Raw genomic sequence first — 15,541 nt, forward strand, 5'->3', positions numbered from 1 at the left:
GTTCAGCTAACGGTATGAATAACAAGAGAAATCGTTTACAATAAGATTATTAAAATGACGATAGAATAAGGGGTATGCATCGATGATTTCAGAAGTAATCAAACAACAGTCTAAAATGGGGATTTTGACTGCCATGTATGAAAAATTCCAATTGGCAGGGGATATTGGGAATGCAGATAAACTGAAACAGTTAATCATGAAAGTGAATAAAGAAGAATTCATCATAGCTTTTTGTGGCCATTTTTCCGCTGGAAAGTCCAGCATGATCAACTACTTCCTTGGTGATCAAGTATTGCCTTCAAGTCCAATTCCAACGAGTGCCAATACGGTTAAAGTTCAAAAAGGAGAGGACTATGCGAAAGTCTTTTACCATCATCAACCACCGGTCGTATTTCCTGCGCCATATGATTTTAAAGAGGTTAAGAAGTTCGCAAAGGATGGCGATTCCGTATCGGCCATTACAATAAGCTCCAATCAATTTCAGTTGCCGGATTCTTGTGCAATCATGGATACCCCGGGAATTGACTCAACCGATGATGCTCATAGAGTATCTACCGAATCAGCTTTACACCTTGCGGATGTTGTTTTTTATGTTATGGATTATAATCATGTTCAATCAGAAGTGAATTTCCTGTTCACGAAAGAACTATTAGAAGCGGAAAAACCGACATACTTAATTATCAATATGATTGATAAACATGATGAAAGCGAGCTTAGCTTCCAGAATTTTAAATTATCCGTTTCAGAAGCATTTGCGAACTGGAAAGTCTATCCTGATGGAATTTTTTATACATCAGTCAGAGATTTGGACAATAGCGAGAATGAGATTGAAACCGTAAGGGATTTTCTATATGAAATGGCAGAAAAGGGCCTGACTAACGGGAAAGATGCCATTATACAATCTGCTAACGCTCTTGTTGAAAGACATCTCACCTGGCTAAAAGAGCAGTATGAGGAAGAACATGCCAGTGAATTTGAGGCGCTCTCGGAACTTCCCTATGACGAACGGATGCAATTGACGAGTCAAGTGAATAAACTAATCAAGGAAAAGAGTTCTTTGACAGAGCGCTTGGAGAGGATAAAAGCCCAATTCTCCAATGATTTGGAAGTCATCTTGAAAAGTGCATACATCATGCCGGCAACTACGCGTGATTTGGGTAAATCGTTCTTAGAATCCGTACAGCCCGATTTTAAAATGGGATTATTATTCGCTAAGAAAAAAACGGAAGCTGAACGGATGGAACGCCTTCAATCATTCTTGGCTGATTTGCAAGAAAAGGTCAAGACCCAACTTGAATGGCACCTCAAGGAGTTGGCTGTGAAAACTCTAACTGAAGCAGAAGTACACGATACAGAGCTTGAAAGTGAAGCCCAGACATTGCACATTGAGATAACGGAGGACTACATAAAGAAATCTTTAAAGCCGCAGGTAAATGTTACAGGTGAATATGTTTTGAATTATACCAATGACCTCGCTTCCACAATAAAAAAGAAAACCCGTGACGAAGCGGATTTATTTTTTAATAAACTGATTGTTGCCTTGCAAGAGAAAGTTGAGGTGCATTCGCAATCCATTGATAATGAATTAGAAGGTTTTGCTGAGTTTGCAGATGCTCTCAAGGTTACAGCAGCGATGAATAATGCTATAGCCACTCAAAGAGAAGACTTGGATGGCATTTTCAATCAAACGGTTCCACTAGTCGAAGAAGGTCTTATTCGGTCTCTATTAACTCAATGGGATGAAGAAGAAAAAAATGTCGATGTTAAAATAATGGATACGAGTGAAAACGAAGCGTCTGATCGAGAGAAGAAATCCGATACAAATCGTGATGAAAAAAGTATAGAAGTAAAATCGGTTGTGAAGGATTCTGCTACTAAAAAAGACTTACGAGGTAAGGAAAAGTTAATAGAAACTGCAAAGAATTTACAAACTGCTGCCAAACTCATCCAGCCCTTGAAAGGTTTCCAATCACTTTATAAAGAATTAACGGAGAAGGCAAACCGACTCGAAAAGCAAACCTTCACGGTTGCTCTATTCGGTGCATTCAGTGCCGGGAAGTCTTCTTTTGCCAATGCATTAATGGGGGAAAACGTATTGCCGGTATCTCCTAATCCTACGACTGCCGCAATCAATAAGATTATGGCTTCAGATAGCGAACACCGACATGGGACGGCAGCTGTTACACTAAAAACTGAAGAGATGCTGCTAGAAGATGTGAAGTTAGCATTGGCTGCGTTTGATCAAACTGCCAAGTCCATAGGTGAGGCTCATCAACTGGCTGGAGAGATAATCGAAAAAGCAGGGGAAGTCGATAAGGGGAAGACCCATCTATCTTTCCTTCGGGCGTTTTATCATGGTCTGCCGCCATACCAAAAAGATCTAGGTACCGTCATAACAGTAGATTTGGAAGGATTCAAGAGTTTTGCTGCAGAGGAGTCGAAGTCTTGCCTTGTAGATTTGATTGAATTGCGTTACGACTGTGAAATGACTAAGCAGGGTATGGTGCTTGTTGACACACCGGGAGCGGATTCCATCAATGCCAGACATACTGGAGCTGCCTTCGAGTATATCAAAAACTCAGATGCCATTCTTTTTGTAACCTATTACAACCATCCATTTTCAAGGGCTGACAGAGAATTTCTTATCCAACTTGGTCGTGTTAAGGATTCCTTTGCAATGGATAAGATGTTCTTTATCGTCAATGCAGTCGATTTAGCTCAAAATACTGACGAGTTGGAAGAAGTGATGGATTATGTTAAGGATCAATTAAATGGCTTCGGTATCCGCTTTCCAAAGCTATTCCCGCTAACAAGTAAGGGAGCATTGTCAGAAAAGAAACTGCCTGGTTCATTCAAGCACACTTTCCTTCAGGATAGTGGAATATCCGACTTTCAACTGCAGTTCGATTCATTCATACAAAATGACTTGACTGGACTTGCTATCGAATCAGCACAGGCCGCTGTAAGAAGGACCGAGGAACTTATGCGTGATGTTATTACAGCCTCCAAGCAAGATGAAAAAGCGAAGCAAAAGGCCCTTGAGACATTGACTCATGAGGCTCGGACCATTTCAGGCATTTTGGAAGTCATAAAAGGGGATGCCGAAAAATTACGGTTGAAAAAAGAGATAGATGAACTGACATTCTATAGTAAACAGCGCGTGTTTTTCCGCTTCAATGACTTCTTTAAGGAAGCTTTTAACCCTGCAGTCATTAAAGACGATGGGCAGGATTTGAAACAGGTCCTAAAACAATCATTAAAGGAATTACTAGAATCGATAGGATTCGATCTTTCACAGGAAATGCGTGCGACGGCATTGAGAACGGAAATGTTCGTTAATAAATTGTTGAATGAAAAACAAGTCGGGTTGCTTCAACAAATCCAGACTGTCAGAAAAACAATTTCCTTACAACCATATGAATCGAGTGAGAAAAAGTCCCTGGAGTTTACACGTGCCTTTACCCAAATGGATGCGAGTGAATTCAAAAAAGAATTAGCTCAGTTCAAAAATCCAAAATCCTTTTTCGAAAAAAATGAGAAGGTTAAAATGAGTGAAGATATCCAACTACATTTGGATGAGCCTGCTCTGAATTACGTAAAAGAACAAGGATCCCGTCTATTGGAATTATATACGGGAATTCTAGATCAGGAATTACTATCGATTCAACAGAAATTCCAAGCGGAAATAGCCGATGTGTTTGCTGGCTTACGTGCTGCTTTGGAAGAAAAGGTCGATTTACCTTATTATGAAGAGGCTGTGGCGAAGCTGGTAAAAATGAATGCGTAGTAATAATAAATAGAAACGAGGTTACTTGTATGAAAGAAAACCTTATTTCACAATTGTTAAAGCTTGAAAAGCAAGAAAATATCACAATCTTGGTGGCTGCTGTAACAGGCAGCCATTCTTTTGGTCTATCATCATCGAATTCAGATTCTGATGTCAGGTTCATTTATGTCCATAATGAAGTGAGATCCTATCTATCAATAAGCAAGCCTGTTGACTTAATTCAAATGGATGAAGGTAGCTTAGATTTCGTTGGTTGGGATTTGTTTAAGGCATCCCGCCTCCTATTAAAAAGTAATCCTTCTCTTTATGAATTATTTAAGTCTCCAATTCAGCTTATTTCTCAACTGGACTATTATCGTAACATGTTAGATTTAATAGATAGGACTTATTCTAAGAAGGTTTTAGGTCATCATTATTTCCGGATGTTGTGTGGGAATTTACAACGATTATCCGAAAACGAAGATTCGGAAGTTAAAGAGTTGAAAACATGGGTACAAGTGTATCGATCGTATGTAACTTTGCACTATCTCATCCAAAAAGAATCTCTGCCACCAATAAATGTTTGGAATCTTAAGGATTCCATTTTGCTGGAAGAAGCCACGAATAAGTGGATGACCGACATATTTATGGCAAAGAAAAACGGGCACTATCTGAAAATTGAGAGTGAAGAAAATCTCAACTTCTTGAAAGGGACATTACCCTTCTTGAAAGCAAAATTAGCAAACCTTCCTATAGGGGCAGATATGGAACAGGAACTCAATCAAATAAATTGGACTATTTTAAAAGAGGAGATGGGGAAATGGGATATCTAATGGAGAGTGAAGAGTTACTATCCATGTTCGATATGGGGAATATCAGGATTTGTGATTGTCGATTCAAGCTAGGTGCGCCCGATGTGGGCCGCAAGGAGTACGAAAAAGAACATATTACCGGTGCCATTTATTTTGACTTAGAAAAAGACCTATCGGGACAGGTTAAAGAACATGGGGGTAGACATCCGCTTCCAAACCTGGATCATTTTAAAAATAAGCTAGAATCATATGGAATAACCAATGATACGATTTTGGTCGCCTATGATGGCGGTGAGGGTAGCTTTGCTTCGAGATTCGTTTGGCTGCTTACTTATATGGGGCATCAGAATGTATATTTACTAAACGGTGGCTATCGGGCATGGAAGGAAAGAGGGTATTACTCTGACGATCAGTTGCCACATTATGAACAAGCTGAATACCAATTAAAGATAAGGGAATCTGTACTGGCTTCTTATCAAGAAGTGAAGGAGTTTACTGAACAAAGACCTGATGATGTGGTGTTGATCGATTCAAGGGAAACTAAACGGTTTCTAGGGGTTGAAGAACCAATCGATAAGAAGGCGGGTCATATTCCAGGAGCAATCAACAAGGTATGGACGAATGTTTTGGAAGAAGGCTATTATTTACAAGCGGAAGAACTAAAGGAAATATACAAAGATATCAGTCATGATAAGGAAATTATTGTATATTGCGGATCAGGAGTCACAGCCTCTCCAAATTATATAGCTTTAAAGGAAGCAGGTTTTACTCATGTTAAGGTATATGTAGGAAGCTTCAGTGACTGGATTTCCTACCCTGACAATCCCATTGGTTAATTAACTAATTTCCAATTAACTATCCTTAAAAAGGTGGACAGCTATGGTAAAATAGATATACATCATGATAGAGGTGATTAAGTGTTAATGAATGAAAAAGAACAGCAGCCTTCCTTTATGCTTGTCGATGGAATGGCACTTTTATTTAGAGCTTTTTATGCAACTGCGGTCACAGGTCAGTTTATGATCAATTCCAAAGGAGCCCCTACTAATGCTGTACAGGGTTTCCTAAAGCATATGCTTACAGCAGTCAATCACTTCTCCCCTAGTCATATCGCGGTTTGTTGGGATATGGGAAGTAAAACGTTCCGGAATGAATTGTTTGATGGGTATAAGGCTAATCGAACGTCCGCACCGGTTGAAATGATCCCACAATTTGAGTTAGCGAAACAAGCGGTCGAGGCTTTTGATATTCCGAATATCGGACTGCCAGGGTACGAAGCGGATGATTGTATCGGTACAATTGCCAAAGCTTCAGCGAACCATAGTCGTGTCGGAATATTAACGGGCGATCAAGATATGCTTCAGTTAATTGAAGACAATATTTCCGTTCTCCTTCTAAAAAAGGGATATGGAAATTATGAAGTCCATAATCCCGATAGCTTCTTCGAATGGAAAGGTATTACCCCTCGCCAGATGATTGACCTAAAAGCGTTAATGGGTGATACTGCTGACAATTATCCCGGTGTAAAAGGGATAGGAGAAAAAACAGCGCTCAAATTATTGATTCAATATCAAAATATAGAGGGTATCCTCGAAAATGTTGCATCATTGACAAAGGGGCAGCGAGCAAAAATCGAATCAGCCATCGATATGCTTCATTTATCAAGGCAACTGGCGGAAATCAAATGTGATGTGCCTATATCATGCCCCTTAGAACAGGCAATTTATCAATACGATCGTGAGAAGGTCCAAAATTTGGTCAGAGATCATGAATATAAAACCCTATTGCGTATGCTATAAAATAAATGACGGAATTCCCATTGGGAACTCCGTTTTTATTTGGAGGGGGGATATTGTCGAAATATGGATAGGCAAAACCATTAATTTACGATAAAATGTAAAAAGTATGAAAGAGGAAGTGGTGCAGAAGTGGGGCAATCTACTGAAGAATACGTCAGATTTTTAGAAGGAAAGGGTTTCTCTTTCGGTGATGATGCCATCGGTTTTATTTATTTTGGCAAACGTTATACGGAAGCAAGTGATACCTTAGTCAATGCGGCAATCGAATTGACCTTGAAAATCCAAAAGAAGTTCGACGGCAGTTTTTATATCTCATTCCTTGAAAACTTAAAACAAAATGGTATTGAAACGCACAGGGCGGCGGTTTTGTTTGCTCAAGGACAAGGATTACTTAAATAGGTTGGACTTCGTAAGGCGAAGTCCAACCTATTTACGTTATTTCCCTAGAAAAGGCTATACTTTTTTTTGATGGAAGTTCAGCTAGAATCATTCCGAAGAAAATGAAAGCGCAACCTGCTAGAGAAGATATCGTCAATTTTTCATCAATCCATATGTAGGATGTTATAGCAGCGAAAACAGGTTCCATTGAAAAAATCAAAGCTACTCTAGTGGGAGTGGTATAAGCCTGAAAATGGGTCTGTGCTAAGAAAGCAAATGCTGTTGCTAAGGCAGCGGTTACCAATAATGCCGCCCAAACCTCTGTCTGAAGCATTACCTCTGCCTGGAAGACCACGGAATAATTCTCATCAAAAAGCAAGGCGGAGACAAAGGACAATACAGATACCGTGCAAATTTGAATCAGAGTCAAGGGAAGTGCCGGAAGGGCTTTGGCATATCTAGCGGTCGTAATGATTTGCATTGCAAAGCTGATTGCACATAAAAACACCAAGAAATCCCCGACATTCAAAGACGAATGGTCAACGAACGCCATTAAGTAAAGTCCGAACGTTGCGGCAACGACCCCCAACACTGTATGCCGGGATAACTTCAATTTTAAGAGCAGCAAAGAAAAAACGGGAACCATTACCACACTTAAGCCCGTGATGAAACCTGTTTTTGCAGGAGTTGTTAACTCTAGCCCTTTCGTTTGAAACGCATAACCCAAGAAGAGCCATGCTCCTATATGAATTCCTGCAATCAAAACTTCTTTAGTAAATGGCGTTCTTTTTTTATGTAAAGTCAAAAAATAAGGGAAAAGCAAGATCAGAAAAGCAATGAAAAAACGGACAGCGTTGAAGCTGAAGGGTTCAAGAAAAGAGATAGCGTTCTGAACCATGACAAATGTGACACCCCAAATAAATACCACGAATAGTAAGGTTACATCAGCAGTCTTTTTCATGTTCATCCTTATTCAAACGTATGGCCCGTCTAGCTAACTCATCCGCAGATTTATTTTCTATACTTGGTATCCATTTAACAAAAAATAACTCCAGTTGGTCGGATAGCTTAAGTGCCTCGTAAAGCAGGACTCCATATTTCTTTTTAGCGAACTTCTTTTCAATGGCTTGATTAATCGCCTGTGAATCTGTCCGGAAAGAGACGACTTGATAATTGCTAGCCACACATATTTCTAAAGCCTTTATTAAAGCATGGTATTCAGCCTCATGGTTTTCCATATACCCAAGTGGGATGGAATGGCGCTCAACTACCCCGTTATTATTTATGAAAATTCCGGCCCCGCTTGGTCCGGGGTTTCCGGCACTGGCTCCATCAATATACACTTCAATCATGATGTTCCTCCTCGAGTACACACTGTTAATATGATATGATTAAAACTTGTTTATATAACATTTTTAAACGGAAGAAAGAAAAACAACCCCAATCAAAAGAGAGAATTTCGAGCTGTTTAGGGAACTACTATAAATAATTAATATGAGAATATTTATTTATATATTTTATATTATAGATGGTATTACGAAGAATAGGTATGTAAAATTGTCGACCTAAGTCGAGTGAATAAAGGCAATGAAGGGGATGAAAAACATTGAAAGTAATCATGCAATGGAAATACAAAGCATCCAGAAAACCTTCGGCTGTTTTTACTTCGGATTGGCTGGATGCCGGAAGTGCGTTAATCATAGCTGATGACCTTGAAAAAACAGGGCGGTTTAAAGACGTGGAATTCAAAGATGATTTCGAAACCACCTGGACGAAAAAAGAATTAAAGAAACTACTGACTGTGGTGGAAGAGGAGCCACAGGATGTGACGGTCTTTTTTGATGGTGGCTTCCAAAAGGAACAGAATATAGCTGGATTAGGTGTAGCCATTTATTATCGACAAGCAACGAAGAACTTCCGTATCCGTTCAAATTTAAGGCTTGAACAATTCGAGTCCAACAATGAAGCGGAGTATGCCGCACTTTATGAAGCACTGAACCAGATGGAAGAGTTAGGGGTACATCATCAAAGTTGTTTCTTTAAGGGAGATTCACTTGTTGTTTTGAATCAACTCTCGGGTGATTGGCCATGTATGGAAGAAAACTTAAATAAATGGTTGGATAAGATTGAAACGAAGCTGGAAAAAATGAAAATCATCCCGCATTATCATCCCATTTCACGTAAGGAAAATCAAGAAGCGGACCGTTTGGCAACACAAGCATTACAGGGAGAAGCCATTTTTAGCAATTTGGAAATTGCTGATCAAAGGAGTCGTAATAAGAATGAATCGGAAAAAAATTTATGAAGAAGTTGAAGAGGTTATCGTATCCTATTGCCAGGACTGTTTTTTACAAAAACAATTCCGAAAAGATAAAGGCCGCTCATATGCCCACCAGTTCTGTATATCACAATGCACTGTCGGAGAAAAATTAAGGAAGCTTGGCAACAGACTTATTGACGATTCACATTTATAAATAACAGTTGCTATTTTTTTCAATGTTGAATAATAATATGGTATTATAGGTAAAAAGAGGGAAAAGTGTGGGCTATGAAAAAGAGAAAAGGATATGTCAATAAGGAGTGGGTATCACCACTTACCATTTCCGAAATAGATTCTTTGTTGGAAAATCTCAATAAAAAAAAGATAAAAGAAGACCAAGAATCGGTTAGTGATCAGAATGAAAAACATAGGTTCCATGACAATTTCCATAACCAAATTAACAATATTACAGTGCAAATAAAGAATATTTTTGATGACATACGTAAAGAAGAAAAAATTCAGCGTCATACAATTGATGGAATTCAAGCAGAGATTGTTCCAGTCATACAAGAGGCTGCAAAGATTCCGGATATTTACTATTTATTCGAAGAAATGCAATCTAAAGATGAGTATACGTACAAACATAATATAGGAGTAGGAATCATCGCGACCTATTTAGGAAAAAAGCTGGGATTATCGAATGAAAGCCTCTCGAATCTTACTTTAGCTGCAACCCTTCATGATGTGGGGAAAACTAGGATACCTGAAAGTATATTAGATAAACCGGGCAAGCTGACTTTGGCAGAGTACGAAGAAATGAAACGTCATACGATTTATGGATATGAACTGCTTAAGAACATTCCGGACCTTCATCCTTCTATAGCTTTAACGGCACTTCAGCACCATGAACGTGAAGATGGACATGGATATCCACTGAATCTTAATGGGAATAATATTTACTATCTTTCAAAAGTTGTAGCTATTGCGGATGTGTTCCATGCTATGTCCTCAAATCGGGTATATCATCAGGCCATGCCATTCTACATGGTGATAGAACAAATGAATCGTGATGTTTTTGGGAGATTCAATCCTGAAATATTGTTGGTATTCATCAATACGTTGATGGAAACTTTAATCGGAAAAGAAGTCATGCTAACGAATCAACAAACAGGTACGATCCTCATGATTCACCCGTACGATCCTCTTAAAGTACTGATGAAAACAGATTCAGGTATAGTGGACTTAAGAATGGAAAAGGAATTACAGATTGAGCGTATAATCAGTAAATGAAAAAGAGCCCGATTTATAAATCGGGCTCTTTTTCATTTGGTTTCACTGAATCGAAATAGGCTTTTAGCATCACTTTATTTTCAGTGAAATCAGCTATTGTATATTGATCAAGCACCTTCAAAAAGGCATCTAAGGCATTATTAAGTATGAATTTCAAAGAACATACCGGAGAAATCACACAGTTATCATCATCTTTGAAACATTCCACAAGGTAAAAATCTTCTTCGGTTTTTCGGACCACTTCTCCGACATTAATTCCATCAGGAGATTTTGCAAGCCGAAAACCGCCATTACGTCCACGTATTGTTTCGATATAGCCCAATTTTCCCAGGTTATAGACAATCTTCATGAGATGGTTTTTCGATATATGATAAACTTCAGAAATCTCTTTAATATTCGTCAATTTGTTTTGTTCTTGGGAAGCTAGGTAAATCAATACTCTCAATGAATAATCTGAATAACTCGTTAGCCTCATATTTATCGCCTCACATTCTATCCCTTTGACTATATCATAAATGTGAACATTTTTTAAACATTAATACGAAAGTACTAAAAAGATGTATTTGATATATTGCTTTAATTCCATTTTCGATTTAAGATAAACATGTATTTAAAATACTTGTTTTTTAAAAGAGGAGCTTATACATGTTATCTCAAAAAACCATTGAAATCATAAAATCTACTGTACCAGTTTTGGAGGTTCATGGAACGACCATTACTACTGTATTTTATAAAAACCTTTTAGAAGCCCATCCAGAGTTATTGAATATCTTCAATCACGCCAACCAAAAAAAAGGGCGCCAACAAAATGCACTTGCGAATACGGTGTTAGCTGCCGCTAAATATATAGACCAGCTCGAAACAATCTTGCCAGCAGTGAAACAAATTGCTCAAAAACATAGGAGCCTAGTTGTAAAACCAGAGCATTACCCTATTGTAGGAGAATACTTATTGGCGGCAATTAAAGAAGTATTAGGCGATGCCGCTACCGAGGAAATCATTCAAGCATGGGGAGAAGCATATGGTGTCATAGCTGATGTATTTATTAATATAGAAAAAGACATGTATGACCAAGCTGCCAATCAGGACGGGGGATGGGTCGGTTTCAAACCGTTCACTGTTGTAGAGAAGGTACGTGAAAGTGATGTCATTACTTCCTTCTATTTAAAGCCTGCTGATGGCGATTCTATCCCGCCATTTTTACCTGGACAATATTTAACCGTACGCATTGAGATTCAAGGTGAACAATATTTATTCAATCGCCAGTATAGTTTATCGGATGCACCAGGCAAAGATTATTTCCGGATTTCCGTCAAAAAAGAAAAAACAGGAACCTCTCCTGATGGAATGGTCTCCAATTACTTGCACGAGAGCATTCAAGTCGGGGACAGTATTGACATAACAGTACCTGCCGGAGATTTTACTCTCGACAATAAAATGCAAAACCCAATTGTATTTCTTGGTGGAGGAGTTGGAATCACTCCTTTCATGAGTATGATCCTTACACTTGCTGACCAACAGTCTAAACGTGATATTCAATTCATACACGCTAGTGAAAATGGGGCAGTTCAGCCGTTTAGAGAAGAGTTGATAGGACTTTCAGAAAAACTACTAAACTATCAATTATCTTTTGTCTATAAGAACCCAAGTCAAGATGATTTAAATCTGCCCAACTATGAAAAACAGGGCTATATGGACGCTGAACTTTTAAGCAACCATGTAAAACCAGATGCGGATTATTACGTATGTGGACCTGTACCCTTTATGAAAAGCATCATCACTCACTTGAAAGAGCTGGGAGTGGATTCTGAAAAGATTCACTATGAGTTTTTCGGTCCGGCAATGGCGCTTTAAGGTTTATCACGACATCTGAATGTTGTTGACATCACGATGATAATTTTGCATACTATATTAAAACAATGAACGTTGAGAGAAGAATAGTATGCGAAATATTACTGTGACAGAGAGCGGTGTTTTTAGCTGGAAGACCCGCGACAGATAAGCGCAGAACCTGCTTCTTGAGTCCTATGCAAAACATAGGCGCGAATCCTGGCGTTACTAGGCAGAGTGGGATGCTTCTTATATGTGCATCCAATGAAGGTGGTACCACGGAAAGCAGCCCTTTTCGTCCTTGTTTCGAGGATGAAAAGGGCTTTTTTTCATGTCTTAGATATTTATTGGAGGAAAAAACCGATGGAAAAGAAGCGCATCGTTGTAAAGATAGGAAGTAGTTCTTTAACTAATAACCAAGGTGAAATCGACCAAAAGAAATTTTCCGATCATATTCAGGCAGTGGCAGCTTTGCGTTCGGCTGGACATGAAGTAGTACTTGTATCATCAGGAGCGGTCGCAACCGGTTTTCGAAAATTGGGTTATCCGACAAGGCCTGTTACATTAAAAGGGAAACAAGCGGCAGCTGCAGTCGGGCAAAGTTTGTTGATTCAGTCTTACATGGAGCAACTGGGGCAATTCGGAATCATTCCTGCCCAAATCTTATTGACGAGAAATGATTTCTCGAATAAAGACCGTTATAAAAATGCCTACGCCACATTGATGGAACTGCTAGATCGTGGCATTCTCCCGATAATAAATGAAAATGATACCGTATCCATAGCGGAGTTGACTTTCGGTGATAATGATATGTTATCTGCTCTTGTTAGCGGCCTTGTTCATGCCAATCAGTTAATCATTTTAACTGATATTAACGGACTTTATGATTCCAACCCGCAAACCAATCCCTTGGCAACCAGATTCAGTCAGCTTTCCGAAATTACAGAAGATCTGCTACAAATGGCTGAGGGCGCAGGGTCAAGTGTGGGTACAGGCGGAATGAAATCTAAGCTGATCGCTGCGCAGACTGCTCTTTCCTTGGGAGTGAAAGTTTTTATAGGATCGGGAGAGGGTAAGGACAAACTTCTTACCATTCTTGAAGGTGGCGGTGATGGCACATATATCGGCAATGAAGTCTTAACGACAGTAACAAAAAATAAGCAGTGGATATCCCTCCACTCGAAAGTATCAGGGAATATTTACGTGGATGAAGGTGCCGAAAGGGCTTTAGTTTCAAATGGCAGTAGCTTATTACCTGCAGGTATATACGATATTAAAGGAAATTTCAATAAAGGTGATGTCGTCGAAGTTTATGGTGCGAGCGGAGTGTTGGGAAGAGGAGAGGTCCTATATTCCTCTTCCGAATTAAAACAGGCGATGGGCAAGAGGACAACCGAGCTTGTATTTTCTTCGATTGAGGTCATCCATCGTGATAAATGGGTGAAGGCCTAAACGAATAGTATTTAAGGGGGTTTGTCAAATGAGTGAAGTGTTGGCAAAAGGAAAGGCAGCAAAGCATGCAAGCTATCAGTTAATCGGACTATCTACTGAGTTAAAAAATGAGGCATTGAAAAAAATTGCCCATCAACTGCTCCTTGATAAGGAATTCCTTTTAAGGGAAAACGAAAAAGATCTAGAACAGGGCAGACAAAAAGGGATGAGCGAGTCCATATTAGACAGAATCATGTTGAATGGGAAACGTATTGATGATATGTCAGCGGCCATACGACTTTTAGTTGACTTGAAGGATCCAGTAGGTGAGAGTCTAGAAAACATTGAAAAAGAAAATGGCTTAATAATTGAAAAGAAACGTGTCCCTATTGGCGTCATCGGCATGATTTATGAAGCAAGGCCTAATGTGACAATCGATGCCGCCACATTATCATTAAAAACAGGAAATGCGGTCATATTACGTGGAAGTTCATCCGCGCAACATTCAAATAAGGCTTTGGTTTCATCTATCCATAAAGCTTTGGAGAACACGAAAATACCTATAGAAGCTGTCCAGCTAATTGAAGATACAAGCCGTGAAACGGCTAAAGAGCTTTTCCATCTTAACGAGTATTTAGATGTCTTGATCCCTCGGGGAGGAAAGAATTTAATAGAAACCGTAATGAAAGAAGCAAGCGTCCCGGTCCTGGAAACAGGGGCAGGGAATTGTCATATTTTCATTGATGCTACCGCTGAACCATCGATGGTTGAGAAGATAGTCTTAAACGGAAAAACTCAGCGTCCTTCCGTATGTAATGCCATTGAAGGCCTGCTTGTTCATGATGAATGGTTTCGTGAAAACGGAGAATGGTTATTGTCAGTTTTACAAGATAAAGGTATAGAGATATACGGGGATGAAACGGTTTGTGCCACTTTTTCACAAGCTATAGCTGCGACGGAAGAGGATTGGTCAACTGAATATTTAGCATTGAAGCTCAGTGTGAAAGTCGTTAAAGATGTATCTGGAGCGATTGAGCATATTAATCGATATGGTACAAAGCACTCTGAAGCAATCCTTACAAATGACTCCCAAAATGCAAGTGTCTTCTTGAACAAGGTAGATGCTGCAGCAGTTTATCATAATGCTTCGACCCGTTTTACAGACGGTTTTGAGTTTGGTTACGGTGCTGAAATTGGCATTTCCACACAAAAGCTTCATGCGCGTGGACCTATGGGATTACCTGCATTAACTTCAAGCAAGTACTTTATTTATGGTCAAGGACATATCAGGGAGTAGAAAGTATAGTTCATGATGATTAATAAATCTTTTTAAAGGGTAATGGTATATTACATTACATTTTAAGGAGCAGATATCATGGACAAGAGATTCATAAAGATTTTCGATAATGAAAATGAAGCGCTGATAGCAGTGAATGCTTTAAAAAAAGAAGGATACACATCCGACCAAATTTCAGTGGTTGCGAAAGATAGTAAGAAATTATCTAATGAAGTCGAAGAAGTGAGCCCAACTAAAACTGATGGTCTTATTGCAGGTGCAACAGCTGGAGGTGCAGTCGGTTTGACTGGTTTACTCATAGGAATGAGTGCTCTTGCTGTACCAGGTATCGGACCGATTTTAGCTGCAGGCCCTTTATTTGCTACATTTGGCGGGGCAGCGGCAGGTGCTGCGGCAGGTGCAGGTGGATTGGAAAAACCTTTGATGGACTATGGTCTAGAGAAAGCTGAAGCTAAACAATATGTTGAGGATATCAAGGGTGGTAAAATATTGGTTGTTGCCGACCCAAATTTAAAAGAGCAAAAGTTAAATTAAGTTATCGACAACCCCTATATAGAAACAGAATTTAAACAGATTAAGGTGGAAGGGGCTGTCCCAAAAGTCAGGAAAATGACTTTTGAGGGCAGCCCTTTTTCTATTGAAAAAAGCATACAAAAAAACCGTCTTTTCTTGTAAAAT

The 15,541-nt window shown here is 39.2% G+C and carries 15 protein-coding genes and 1 other annotated feature; of the genes, 12 read left to right on the forward strand and 3 right to left on the reverse strand.

Translation table 11 applies throughout. The features are described from left to right. The first annotated feature begins 82 nt into the window (after positions 1 to 82). The 5 genes from ACQKL5_RS03210 (at position 83) to ACQKL5_RS03230 (ending at position 6,776) form a co-directional block, all read left to right on the forward strand. On the forward strand, positions 83 to 3,787 hold the full coding sequence (locus tag ACQKL5_RS03210; RefSeq protein WP_427606564.1) for a dynamin family protein: 3,705 nt from the start codon (positions 83 to 85) through the stop codon (positions 3,785 to 3,787). 29 nt (positions 3,788 to 3,816) lie between these two features. Further along, on the forward strand, positions 3,817 to 4,599 hold the full coding sequence (locus ACQKL5_RS03215; protein ID WP_427606565.1) for a nucleotidyltransferase domain-containing protein: 783 nt from the start codon (positions 3,817 to 3,819) through the stop codon (positions 4,597 to 4,599). After that, positions 4,587 to 5,414 carry a sulfurtransferase gene (locus tag ACQKL5_RS03220; RefSeq protein ID WP_427606566.1) on the forward strand — a complete coding sequence of 276 codons (828 nt, stop codon included), beginning with the start codon at positions 4,587 to 4,589 and terminating at the stop codon, positions 5,412 to 5,414. The genes ACQKL5_RS03215 and ACQKL5_RS03220 overlap by 13 nt, the downstream gene beginning before the upstream one ends. Before the next feature lie 87 nt (positions 5,415 to 5,501). Next, positions 5,502 to 6,377 (forward strand): 5'-3' exonuclease, encoded by an 876-nt coding sequence (locus tag ACQKL5_RS03225; RefSeq protein ID WP_427606567.1) that lies wholly within the window; start codon positions 5,502 to 5,504, stop codon positions 6,375 to 6,377. 129 nt (positions 6,378 to 6,506) lie between these two features. Beyond that, on the forward strand, positions 6,507 to 6,776 hold the full coding sequence (locus tag ACQKL5_RS03230) for a DUF6123 family protein (RefSeq protein WP_427606568.1): 270 nt from the start codon (positions 6,507 to 6,509) through the stop codon (positions 6,774 to 6,776). 31 nt (positions 6,777 to 6,807) lie between these two features. Here ACQKL5_RS03230 and ACQKL5_RS03235 read toward each other — a convergent pair whose 3' ends face one another. Beyond that, a complete protein-coding gene (locus tag ACQKL5_RS03235) occupies positions 6,808 to 7,722 on the reverse strand; it encodes a DMT family transporter (protein ID WP_427606569.1) in 915 nt (304 codons plus the stop codon). After that, entirely contained in the window at positions 7,700 to 8,107 is a 408-nt protein-coding gene (locus tag ACQKL5_RS03240; RefSeq protein WP_427606570.1) for a reverse transcriptase-like protein, read from the reverse strand. The genes ACQKL5_RS03235 and ACQKL5_RS03240 overlap by 23 nt, the downstream gene beginning before the upstream one ends. A 266-nt stretch (positions 8,108 to 8,373) precedes the next feature. Here ACQKL5_RS03240 and ACQKL5_RS03245 point away from each other — a divergent pair, with 266 nt between their 5' ends. The 3 genes from ACQKL5_RS03245 to ACQKL5_RS03255 all read left to right on the forward strand — a co-directional run bounded on the left by ACQKL5_RS03245 (position 8,374) and on the right by ACQKL5_RS03255 (position 10,305). Further along, positions 8,374 to 9,060 (forward strand): reverse transcriptase-like protein, encoded by a 687-nt coding sequence (locus ACQKL5_RS03245; RefSeq protein ID WP_427606571.1) that lies wholly within the window; start codon positions 8,374 to 8,376, stop codon positions 9,058 to 9,060. After that, positions 9,038 to 9,229 (forward strand): zinc-finger domain-containing protein, encoded by a 192-nt coding sequence (locus ACQKL5_RS03250; RefSeq protein WP_427606572.1) that lies wholly within the window; start codon positions 9,038 to 9,040, stop codon positions 9,227 to 9,229. Before ACQKL5_RS03245 ends, ACQKL5_RS03250 begins: the two co-directional genes overlap by 23 nt. A gap of 74 nt (positions 9,230 to 9,303) precedes the next feature. Further along, positions 9,304 to 10,305 carry an HD-GYP domain-containing protein gene (locus ACQKL5_RS03255; RefSeq protein ID WP_427606573.1) on the forward strand — a complete coding sequence of 334 codons (1,002 nt, stop codon included), beginning with the start codon at positions 9,304 to 9,306 and terminating at the stop codon, positions 10,303 to 10,305. A 13-nt stretch (positions 10,306 to 10,318) separates the two neighbouring features. Here the strand turns inward: ACQKL5_RS03255 and ACQKL5_RS03260 are convergent, their stop codons facing one another. Then, positions 10,319 to 10,780 carry an RrF2 family transcriptional regulator gene (locus ACQKL5_RS03260; RefSeq protein ID WP_427606574.1) on the reverse strand — a complete coding sequence of 154 codons (462 nt, stop codon included), beginning with the start codon at positions 10,778 to 10,780 and terminating at the stop codon, positions 10,319 to 10,321. A gap of 170 nt (positions 10,781 to 10,950) precedes the next feature. On the opposite strand from ACQKL5_RS03260, the gene hmpA reads away from it, so the two are divergent. The 4 genes from hmpA (at position 10,951) to ACQKL5_RS03280 (ending at position 15,397) form a co-directional block, all read left to right on the forward strand. Beyond that, positions 10,951 to 12,159, forward strand: coding sequence for an NO-inducible flavohemoprotein (gene hmpA, locus ACQKL5_RS03265; protein WP_427606575.1), 1,209 nt, complete (start codon positions 10,951 to 10,953; stop codon positions 12,157 to 12,159). 63 nt (positions 12,160 to 12,222) lie between these two features. Next, positions 12,223 to 12,441, forward strand: a binding site (T-box leader). Positions 12,442 to 12,498: 57 nt separating this feature from the next. Continuing rightward, positions 12,499 to 13,587, forward strand: coding sequence for a glutamate 5-kinase (gene proB, locus ACQKL5_RS03270; protein WP_427606576.1), 1,089 nt, complete (start codon positions 12,499 to 12,501; stop codon positions 13,585 to 13,587). A 28-nt stretch (positions 13,588 to 13,615) separates the two neighbouring features. Beyond that, positions 13,616 to 14,863, forward strand: coding sequence for a glutamate-5-semialdehyde dehydrogenase (locus ACQKL5_RS03275; protein ID WP_427606577.1), 1,248 nt, complete (start codon positions 13,616 to 13,618; stop codon positions 14,861 to 14,863). A 78-nt stretch (positions 14,864 to 14,941) separates the two neighbouring features. After that, positions 14,942 to 15,397: a general stress protein gene (locus tag ACQKL5_RS03280; protein ID WP_427606578.1), complete on the forward strand. Its 456-nt coding sequence runs from the start codon at positions 14,942 to 14,944 to the stop codon at positions 15,395 to 15,397. Positions 15,398 to 15,541: the final 144 nt, after the last annotated feature.

The organism is Peribacillus sp. NPDC097675, assembly GCF_050277655.1.
Classification (GTDB): domain Bacteria; phylum Bacillota; class Bacilli; order Bacillales; family DSM-1321; genus Peribacillus.

Bases quoted from the DNA above. Each gene is read 5' to 3' on its own strand.
- proB (WP_427606576.1), top strand. From the start codon at position 12,499: ATGGAAAAGAAGCGCATCGTTGTAAAGATAGGAAGTAGTTCTTTAACT.
- ACQKL5_RS03260 (WP_427606574.1), bottom strand. From the start codon at position 10,780: ATGAGGCTAACGAGTTATTCAGATTATTCATTGAGAGTATTGATTTAC.
- ACQKL5_RS03245 (WP_427606571.1), top strand. From the start codon at position 8,374: ATGCAATGGAAATACAAAGCATCCAGAAAACCTTCGGCTGTTTTTACT.
- ACQKL5_RS03275 (WP_427606577.1), top strand. From the start codon at position 13,616: ATGAGTGAAGTGTTGGCAAAAGGAAAGGCAGCAAAGCATGCAAGCTAT.
- ACQKL5_RS03235 (WP_427606569.1), bottom strand. From the start codon at position 7,722: ATGAACATGAAAAAGACTGCTGATGTAACCTTACTATTCGTGGTATTT.
- hmpA (WP_427606575.1), top strand. From the start codon at position 10,951: ATGTTATCTCAAAAAACCATTGAAATCATAAAATCTACTGTACCAGTT.
- ACQKL5_RS03215 (WP_427606565.1), top strand. From the start codon at position 3,817: ATGAAAGAAAACCTTATTTCACAATTGTTAAAGCTTGAAAAGCAAGAA.
- ACQKL5_RS03280 (WP_427606578.1), top strand. From the start codon at position 14,942: ATGGACAAGAGATTCATAAAGATTTTCGATAATGAAAATGAAGCGCTG.
- ACQKL5_RS03255 (WP_427606573.1), top strand. From the start codon at position 9,304: ATGAAAAAGAGAAAAGGATATGTCAATAAGGAGTGGGTATCACCACTT.
- ACQKL5_RS03220 (WP_427606566.1), top strand. From the start codon at position 4,587: ATGGGATATCTAATGGAGAGTGAAGAGTTACTATCCATGTTCGATATG.
- ACQKL5_RS03250 (WP_427606572.1), top strand. From the start codon at position 9,038: ATGAATCGGAAAAAAATTTATGAAGAAGTTGAAGAGGTTATCGTATCC.
- ACQKL5_RS03210 (WP_427606564.1), top strand. From the start codon at position 83: ATGATTTCAGAAGTAATCAAACAACAGTCTAAAATGGGGATTTTGACT.
- ACQKL5_RS03225 (WP_427606567.1), top strand. From the start codon at position 5,502: ATGAATGAAAAAGAACAGCAGCCTTCCTTTATGCTTGTCGATGGAATG.
- ACQKL5_RS03240 (WP_427606570.1), bottom strand. From the start codon at position 8,107: ATGATTGAAGTGTATATTGATGGAGCCAGTGCCGGAAACCCCGGACCA.